This window comes from Flavobacterium facile (assembly GCF_036321945.1).
GTDB lineage: Bacteria > Bacteroidota > Bacteroidia > Flavobacteriales > Flavobacteriaceae > Flavobacterium > Flavobacterium facile.
The window spans coordinates 1-1154 of sequence record NZ_JAZAYT010000002.1; the positions used below are offsets into that span (position 1 = coordinate 1).

Annotated in this window: 1 protein-coding gene; it reads left to right on the top strand. The window is 38.8% G+C overall.

Going from position 1 to position 1154, the window contains the following annotated elements:
• Window positions 1-1154: HYR-like domain-containing protein (locus UEQ13_RS00010; RefSeq protein ID WP_456237513.1), on the top strand; the 1154-nt coding region annotated here is incomplete at both ends.

A 1154-nucleotide genomic window follows, 5' to 3' on the forward strand; every position in this document is an offset into this window, starting at 1 on the left:
GCTTCGCAAACTATAAATGTGCAAGATGTTACTGCACCAGTTATAGCGCCGCTTCCTGCAATCTCAACTATCAATTGTCCAGCCGTACCAAGTTTTGCTACTGCAACGGCTACTGATGCTTGTGGCGGAACTGTGACTTTAACTTTTGAAGATGTAACTACAACAAGTACAGCATGTCCTTTAAAATATTCTATTACTAGAACTTGGACTGCGAAAGATAATTGTAATAATACTTCAACTGCTTCGCAAACTATAAATGTACAAGACGTTACTGCACCAGTTATAGCAACGCTTCCTGCAATCTCAACTATTAATTGTCCTGATGTACCAAGTTTTGCTACTGCAACGGCAACTGATGCTTGTGGTGGAACTGTGACTTTAACTTTTGCAGATGTAACTACAACAAGTACAGCATGTCCTTTAAAATATTCTATAACTAGAACTTGGACTGCGAAAGACAATTGTAATAATACTTCAACTGCTTCGCAAACTATAAATGTACAGGATGTTACTGCACCTGTTATAGCACCGCTTCCTGCAATCTCAACTATTAATTGTCCCGCCGTACCAAGTTTTGCTACTGCAACGGCTACTGATGCTTGTGGCGGAACTGTGACTTTAACTTTTGAAGATGTAACTACAGCAAGTTCAACATGTCCTTTAAAATATTCTATTACTAGAACTTGGACTGCGAAAGATAATTGTAATAATACTTCAACAGCTTCACAAACTATAAATGTGCAAGATGTTACTGCACCAGTTATAGCAACGCTTCCTGCAATCTCAACTATTAATTGTCCAGCCGTACCAAGTTTTGCTACTGCAACGGCTACTGATGCTTGTGGCGGAACTGTGACTTTAACTTTTGAAGATGTAACTACAACAAGCACAGCATGTCCTTTAAAATATTCTATAACTAGAACTTGGACCGCGAAAGATAATTGTAATAATACTTCAACAGCTTCGCAAACTATAAATGTGCAAGATGTTACTGCACCAGTTATAGCGCCGCTTCCTGCAATCTCAACTATTAATTGTCCTGCCGTACCAAGTTTTGCTACTGCAACGGCTACTGATGCTTGTGGTGGAACTGTGACTTTAACTTTTGAAGATGTAACTACAGCAAGTACAGCATGTCCTTTAAAATATTCTAT